6 protein-coding genes are annotated in these 6,909 nt (G+C 69.6%); all 6 read left to right on the top strand.

The window, feature by feature from the left end:
• A partial coding sequence (locus tag ACTOQ2_RS10020; RefSeq protein WP_440099367.1) for a hypothetical protein occupies window positions 1–232 on the top strand: 232 nt, incomplete at its 5' end.
• A gap of 221 nt (window positions 233–453) precedes the next feature.
• The gene (locus ACTOQ2_RS10015; RefSeq protein WP_440099366.1) at window positions 454–1,173 is read left to right on the top strand and encodes an ABC transporter ATP-binding protein; all 720 of its coding nucleotides are present in this window, start codon (window positions 454–456) and stop codon (window positions 1,171–1,173) included.
• Window positions 1,170–1,988, top strand: coding sequence for an ABC transporter permease (locus tag ACTOQ2_RS10010; protein WP_440099365.1), 819 nt, complete (start codon window positions 1,170–1,172; stop codon window positions 1,986–1,988). The genes ACTOQ2_RS10015 and ACTOQ2_RS10010 overlap by 4 nt, the downstream gene beginning before the upstream one ends.
• A gap of 164 nt (window positions 1,989–2,152) precedes the next feature.
• Window positions 2,153–3,454, top strand: coding sequence for a glycosyltransferase family 4 protein (locus tag ACTOQ2_RS10005; protein ID WP_440099364.1), 1,302 nt, complete (start codon window positions 2,153–2,155; stop codon window positions 3,452–3,454).
• 66 nt (window positions 3,455–3,520) lie between these two features.
• The gene (locus ACTOQ2_RS10000; RefSeq protein WP_440099363.1) at window positions 3,521–5,227 is read left to right on the top strand and encodes a protein kinase domain-containing protein; all 1,707 of its coding nucleotides are present in this window, start codon (window positions 3,521–3,523) and stop codon (window positions 5,225–5,227) included.
• Window positions 5,228–5,424: 197 nt separating this feature from the next.
• The gene (gene gndA, locus ACTOQ2_RS09995; protein ID WP_440099362.1) at window positions 5,425–6,855 is read left to right on the top strand and encodes an NADP-dependent phosphogluconate dehydrogenase; all 1,431 of its coding nucleotides are present in this window, start codon (window positions 5,425–5,427) and stop codon (window positions 6,853–6,855) included.
• Window positions 6,856–6,909: the final 54 nt, after the last annotated feature.

Here is a 6,909-nt window from a genome sequence, read left to right as displayed (position 1 = left end):
GCTTCATGCACTGGCTTTTAACACACTGTTGAGTTCTCAAGAAACGGACGCGTACACCATCACCCTGACCCGACCAACCGGTCCGGCAGAACTCCGGGGCGTTCGTTTTGTTTTATTCTGTTCTTTCGTTGTGCCTTTATTCTTTCAGGCCCGCTTTTTCGTGTCAAACCGACCCGATCCGGCTTACCTGTTTCAGAATTTACAGCCTCCCCTTTCGGGGCAACCCGTCTAACTTACTTGATCGTCCGATTCGTGTCGAATCAGACCCCTTTGGGGACAAAGATCCCGTCAGGATAAAGATCGTCAGAGAGGGTTCCGAGGCCCCGGCGTCACCGCCGTCTCCCTCGGGTGCTGGTGAACTTTATGAACCCCGGCCCGCATCGTCAAATCAACCGTGCCACCCCGGGGGAAAACCGATTGCCCGCAGGGGGCGGCGGACCGCACGCTGGCGTGGTGGTGATTCTTGAGGCCGTGGCACTGGCGAAGAGGTTCGGCTCGGTGGCTGCCGTCCAGGAGGTGAGCCTCACCGTCGAAACGGGTCAGATCGTCGGCCTGCTCGGTCCCAACGGCGCGGGCAAGTCGACAACCCTGCACATGCTCCTCGGGCTGATCACGCCCGACAGCGGAAGCATCGACATGTTCGGCATGGATCTCGCCGGCAACCGGACCGAGGTGCTCAGCCAGATCAACTTCGCCGCGAGCTACGTCGACCTTCCCGGTGTCCTGCACGTGCGCGAGGTTCTCGACGCCTTCGCCCGGCTGTACGGAGTGCGGAAGCCGAAGGTCCGGGTGGAGGAGGTCATCGAGCTGCTGGACCTGGGGCCCCTGCGCAGGCGCCGCGTGATGGAACTCTCCTCCGGCCAGCGTACGCGCGTGCAGCTGGCCAAGGCCCTGATCAACGAGCCGAGCCTGCTCATCCTCGACGAGCCCACCGCCAACCTCGACCCCGACGCCGGCGACCGGATTCGCAACCTGCTCGTCCGGGTGGCCGCCGAGAGCGGGCGCGCGATGCTCATCACGTCCCACAACATGCAGGAGGTGGAGCGGATGTGTCACCGCATCCATTTCATGTCCGAGGGTCGGATCGTGGCCAGCGGAAGCACCACCGAACTCACCGGCGTCTACGGCGCGCAGGATCTGGAAGAGGTCTTTCTCAAGGTGGCGCGATCATGACGATGGTCCTTCCTCCGCTCAGCCTGGCCGCGCGCAGGCAGCGGATCAGCGGTGTGGTCTTCCGTGACCTGGCGGCGCTGCGCCGCAGCCCGATCCGGATGTTCGAGATCGTCTTCTGGCCCACGATCGAGTTGTTCGTCTGGGGCTTCGTGACGTTGTTCCTGCAGTCGCAGCGCGTGCCGTTCATCGCCACCTTCCTGCTCGGCGCGGTCCTGCTGTGGCAGGTGCTCCAGAAGGCCAGCAACGAGATATCGATAGCGTTCCTCGAGGACATCTGGAGCAGGAACTTACTGAACGTCCAGGTCAGCCCGCTTTCCAATGTCGAGTACGTGATCGGGTTGATCGTGTTCTCATTCGGCAAGGTCGTCTTCGCTGTCGCGATCATGTCGGGGCTGGCGCTCGGCCTCTACGGTTTCGGCGTGACGAGCATGGGCGTGGGGATGGTGCCGTTCATGGCACTGCTGCTGGTGATGGGCTGGTCCCTCGGCCTGGTGGGAATCTGCGCGGTGCTGCGGTTCGGCGAGAACGCCCAGGTGATCGCCTGGTCCCTGGTCTTCGTGGTACAGCCGCTGGCCGGCATCTTCTACCCTGTCGAGACGCTTCCCGGCCCTCTCCAGGCCATCGCGGAGTTCATGCCCGCGACCCATGTCTTCACGGGCATGCGAACCGTGCTGAACGGCGGCGCCGTGCCCTGGGAGAGCCTCGCCTGGGCGGCACTGCTGGACGCCGTCTACCTCGTCGCCACGCTCGGCCTGTTCGCGTGGGCGTTGCGCCACGCTCGCGTACGCGGCCGGTTGTCTCGCTTCGGCGAATAACGAGCGGCGAACGACAGGCGACAGGCGACAGGCGACGATAAATCAAGAGCACCGGGAGGACAAACAGCTCACCGGGCAGTGAGCAGGATGTCGTGACGTGCGCGCTTCGGGAAAAGCCGCTCCGGGAAAGTGAGGGAGGGAGGCGAGGGGCGGGGGCTCTCAGGATGCCGGGGATCTCGGGGACGTCGGCGAAGATGCGCGGACACGCCAGGCGCGCGGCGCTCCGGTTGCTGCGGGCCCGCAACGCGAGGCGGACGCGGCGCGCCCCGGCCCCCGACACCGGAACGGTCCGTATCCTGCTGCAGCACGCGTACGGGATGGGCGGCACGATCAGGACCGTGCTCAACCTGGCGGGGCACCTGGCGCGCGAGCGCGACGTGGAGATCGTCAGCGTGGTCCGGACGGCGAAGGAGCCGTTCTTCCCCATCCCGCCGGGCGTGCGGGTGTCGTTCCTCGACGACAGGACCGGACGGCGGGGGCCGGTGGCACGGCTGTTGTCGCGGCTGCCGAGCGTCCTGATCCCGAGGCAGGAGAACATCCATCGGGCGGTCTCGCTCAGGACGGACCTGCTCATGGTCCGCTTCCTGCGGTCCATGCGCTCCGGCGTGCTGATCTCCACCCGGCCGGGGTTCAACCTGATCACCGCGCTGTTCGCGCCGCCGGGCGTCATCACCGTCGGCCAGGAGCACGTTGCCCTCGACCTGCACGCCCCGGAGGTCGTCCGGCTCATCAAGCGGCGCTACGGCAGGCTGGACGCCTTCGTCACCCTCACCCAGACGGACCTGGAGCACTACCGCAGGGCGCTGGAGGCGCCCCCGGGACGGCTGCTGCGCATCCCGAACGCCGTGACCGCGCTGGCCGGTGACATCTCGAAGCTGGACGAGAAGGTGGTGATCGCCATCGGCAGGATGGTGCACGCCAAGGGCTTCGACCTGCTGGTCAAGGCGTGGAAGCCGGTGTCGGAGGCGCATCCCGGCTGGGTGCTGCGCCTGTACGGGCGCGGCAGGGCCGGGGCCGAGCGAAGGCTCCGCGACAGGATCGAGGAGGCCGGGCTGTCGGACACGATGCTGCTCATGGGCAGCTCGCCGGAGATCGGCATGGAGCTGGCCAGGTCGTCCATCCACGTCGTCAGCTCGCGCTACGAGGGGTTCAGCATGACGATCCTGGAGGCGATGAGCAAGGGCGTGCCGGTGGTGAGCTTCGACTGCCCGCACGGCCCCGGGGAGGTGATCGTCCACGAGCACAACGGGCTGCTGGTCCCGGGGAGGAATCCGGCGGCGCTCGCGGAGGCGCTCTGCCGGTTGATCGAGGACCGGGAGCTGCGCCGCGAGCTCGGCGGGAACGCCGTGCTCACGGCCTCCGGCTACGGTCTCGACACCATCGGCGCCCGCTGGGACGCGCTCCTGGCGGAGCTCGGCGACGAGTGTTCCACCGGTCACGAACGTCATTTTCCTGACCAGGCATAAAGGGATACGTCCCCAATTAGCCGATCAAACTCCGGTAATCTGCCGCTCATCTTCAGGAGGTGGCAGGTGGCCGAATCCGGCGCCTTTGCGGTACCGGGCTACGAGGTGTCCGGGGTGCTCGGCCAGGGCGGCTTCGGGATCGTCTACCGGGCCAGGCAGCTGGCGGTGGAGCGCGAGGTCGCGCTCAAGGTGGACAACCGGGTGCTGGTCTCCGAGCGGGACCGGCGCCGTTTCATGCGTGAGGTGACCTCGGCCGGCGCCCTCTCCGGCCACCCGCACGTCGCCCATGTCTACGACGCGGGGGTCCTGCCCGACGGCCGGCCGTACATGGTCCTGGAGTTGTGTCCCGGCGGGTCGTTGCTGGACCGGATGCGGGCCGAGAAGCGGCTGCCGCCGGCCGAGGTCGCCGACATCGGCATCAAGATCGCCGACGCGCTGTCCGCCGCGCACGCCGCCGGGGTGCTGCACCGCGATATCAAGCCCGCCAACATCCTAATCAACCGGTACGGCAATGCGGTGCTCTCCGACTTCGGCCTGGCCACCATGCCGTCCTCGGGCGGCGAGGCGTCGGTGACCAGGGAGTCCCTCACCCCGGCCTACGCCCCGCCCGAGGCGTTCGAGCTGACCGAACCCGCCGCCGCGGGCGACGTCTACTCTCTCGCCGCCACGCTGTACGCGCTGCTTTCCGGGCGCCCGCCGCGCTTCCCCGAGAGCGGCGTGGTCAACATCGCGGTCATCATGGCCCTGCACCGCCTGCCCGTCCCCGAGATCCCGGGGGTGCCGCCGGAGCTGACCGCCGTGCTCAGGGAGGCCATGGCCACCGACCCGGCGCGGCGCACCCCCTCGGTGTCCGCGCTGCGCGACGCCCTCACGGACCTGCGCCTGGAGGGGGGCGGTCCGGCCCGCCGGTCCCCTGCACCGCGTCCCGCCGCCTCTCCTTCCTCTCCCCCGGTTCCTGCCTCTCCCCCGGCTCCGGTCGCGGGCCCGGCACGCACGCCGCCGTACGCGGAGCCCCCGTACGCGTCGTCGTACGGCACGCCGGCGGGGCGGGGCGGGCCGGGCGGGGAGGTGGCGCGGTCGCATCTGACGTCGCCGGGGCTGAAGGGGCTTTCCAGTACCCGGTCGCCCGCGGCGGCCCCGGCGCATCCCTCCTCGTCGAACGTGCGGGTCTTCGTCGCGGTGGCCGTGGCCTTCGCGATCCTGCTGATGGCCGGGGTCGGGCTCATGTACATCGAGAACCGCGACCAGACCCCGTCCACCGGGCAACGGCCCGGCTCGCAGGCCCTCCAGAACGCCGGCGAGGACGGGAACGCGGCCCCGGAGGCGGACCCGTCCGCGGCTCGCGAGGTCCCCGAGGTGGCCACGGTCACGGCCGCCTGCCCCGCCACGGCGGTGGCGGGCGCGGGAGCCGCGTGCGTGGCGGAGCCCGAGTGCTGGGGCGGTCTCGTCTCTATCGCGGGCGACGCCACGGCCAAGCGGATCGGCTGCGAGGAGTCCCACTCGTGGGAGACGTTCGCGATCGCCCCGCTGCCGCGGGACTCTCTCACCCACGATCAGGAGGCCCTGGAGAAGCACCCGACGGTGAAGAAGGTGTGCGCGGCGCAGATCATGCTCGCCTCCCGGTACGGCGACGCCCGCGGGATCGGGCGGGCCAGGTGGCGGAGCACGGTGCTGCCGCCCTCGAAGGAGCAGTTCCAGGGTGGTGCGCGGACCTATCGCTGCCTGGGCGGGGTCCTCGGCTCGGAGGCTCCCGGAACCCTGTTCCGCCACTGATCCCAAGGGATCCCACGGCTTCGCGCCGGGCCCGGTCCTCCCTCTCCCCGCTCCCGCCGGACGCGGAAACCCCGTGGAAACGGGCGGGTTCGCGGATCCGTACGGCGCCGGGGCCCTCTCTCCCGGGACCTCTTGACGGCTTTGATCGGCGGTGGGTGCAGACTGGCATTCTTGGACACGACAAAGGAGTGTCAGAGATGACTCAGGCTCAGATCGGTGTGACAGGACTGGCCGTGATGGGGGCGAACCTCGCCCGCAACCTGGCCAGGCACGGGCACTCGGTAGCGGTACACAACAGGTCCCAGCACAGGACCAAGGCACTGATCGAGGAACACGGGGACGAGGGAACCTTTGTCCCCTGCGAGACTCCGGAGGAATTCGTCGCCGCGCTGGAGCGGCCCCGGCGTATTTTGATCATGGTCAAGGCGGGTGCGCCCACCGACGCGGTGATCGAGGAGTTCGCCCCCCTCCTGGAGCCGGGCGACATGCTCGTGGACGGTGGGAACGCGCACTTCGCCGACACGCGCAGGCGCGAGGCCGCGCTGCGCGAGCGCGGCATCCACTTCGTCGGCGCGGGGGTTTCCGGTGGCGAGGAGGGCGCGCTGCTCGGGCCGAGCATCATGCCCGGCGGCTCGAAGGAGTCGTACCAGGCGCTGGGCCCGCTGCTGGAGGACATCGCGGCGAAGGTGGACGGCGTGCCCTGCTGCACGCACATCGGCCCCGACGGCGCCGGGCACTTCGTGAAGATGGTGCACAACGGCATCGAGTACGCCGACATGCAGCTCATCGCCGAGGCCTACGACCTGATCAGGCAGGGACTCGGCCGGACCCCGGCGGAGCTCGCGGACATCTTCGCGGAGTGGAACGAGGGCGAGCTGTCCTCGTACCTGATCGAGATCACCGCCGAGGTGCTGCGCCAGGTCGACGCGACCACGGGCAAGCCGCTCGTCGACGTGATCGCCGACCGGGCGGAGCAGAAGGGCACCGGCCGGTGGACGGTGCAGATCGCGCTGGACCTGGGCGTTCCGGTGAGCGGCATCGCCGAGGCGGTGTTCGCCCGCTCCCTGTCCGGCCACGCGGACCTGCGGGAGGCCGCGCGCGGTCTGCCGGGCCCGTCGGGCGTGCCCGCGGGGGCCGTCGGCGACGAGTTCGCCGAGGACGTGCGGCGGGCGCTGTACGCCTCGAAGATCGTCGCCTACGCCCAGGGATTCGACCAGCTCAGGGTCGGCAGCGCCGAGTACGGCTGGGACCTCGACCTCGGCGCGCTGGCCACGATCTGGCGGGGCGGCTGCATCATCCGCGCCGTCTTCCTCGACCGCATCCGCGAGGCGTACGCGGCGCAGGACAAGCCGGTCACGCTGCTCGCCGCCCCCTACTTCGCCGACGCGCTCACCCTGGCGCAGGACTCGTGGCGGCGGGTGGTGTCGAAGGCCGCCGAGCTGGGCATCCCGGCGCCCGGTTTCTCGACCGCGCTGGCCTACTACGACGGGCTGCGCGCCGAGCGCCTGCCCGCGGCCCTGATCCAGGGCCAGCGTGACTTCTTCGGCGCGCACACCTACGAGCGGGTGGACCGCGAGGGCTCCTTCCACACCCTGTGGTCGGCCGACCGCACGGAGGTCGAAGGCTAGAGCCGGTAGCCCCCGGGGGCGGCGGATTCCCGCCCCCGGCCCGGTCCCGGCCCT

It is taken from the genome of Streptosporangium sp. H16, from assembly GCF_051918855.1.
Taxonomy (GTDB): Bacteria; Actinomycetota; Actinomycetes; order Streptosporangiales; family Streptosporangiaceae; genus Streptosporangium.
Note: the sequence above shows the minus strand (reverse complement) of the source record. Positions and strands in the feature narration are given on the sequence as shown.

Excerpts from the sequence above, each read along its gene's own strand:
- ACTOQ2_RS10010 (WP_440099365.1), top strand. The coding sequence starts at position 1,170 with ATGACGATGGTCCTTCCTCCGCTCAGCCTGGCCGCGCGCAGGCAGCGG.
- ACTOQ2_RS10005 (WP_440099364.1), top strand. The coding sequence starts at position 2,153 with ATGCCGGGGATCTCGGGGACGTCGGCGAAGATGCGCGGACACGCCAGG.
- gndA (WP_440099362.1), top strand. The coding sequence starts at position 5,425 with ATGACTCAGGCTCAGATCGGTGTGACAGGACTGGCCGTGATGGGGGCG.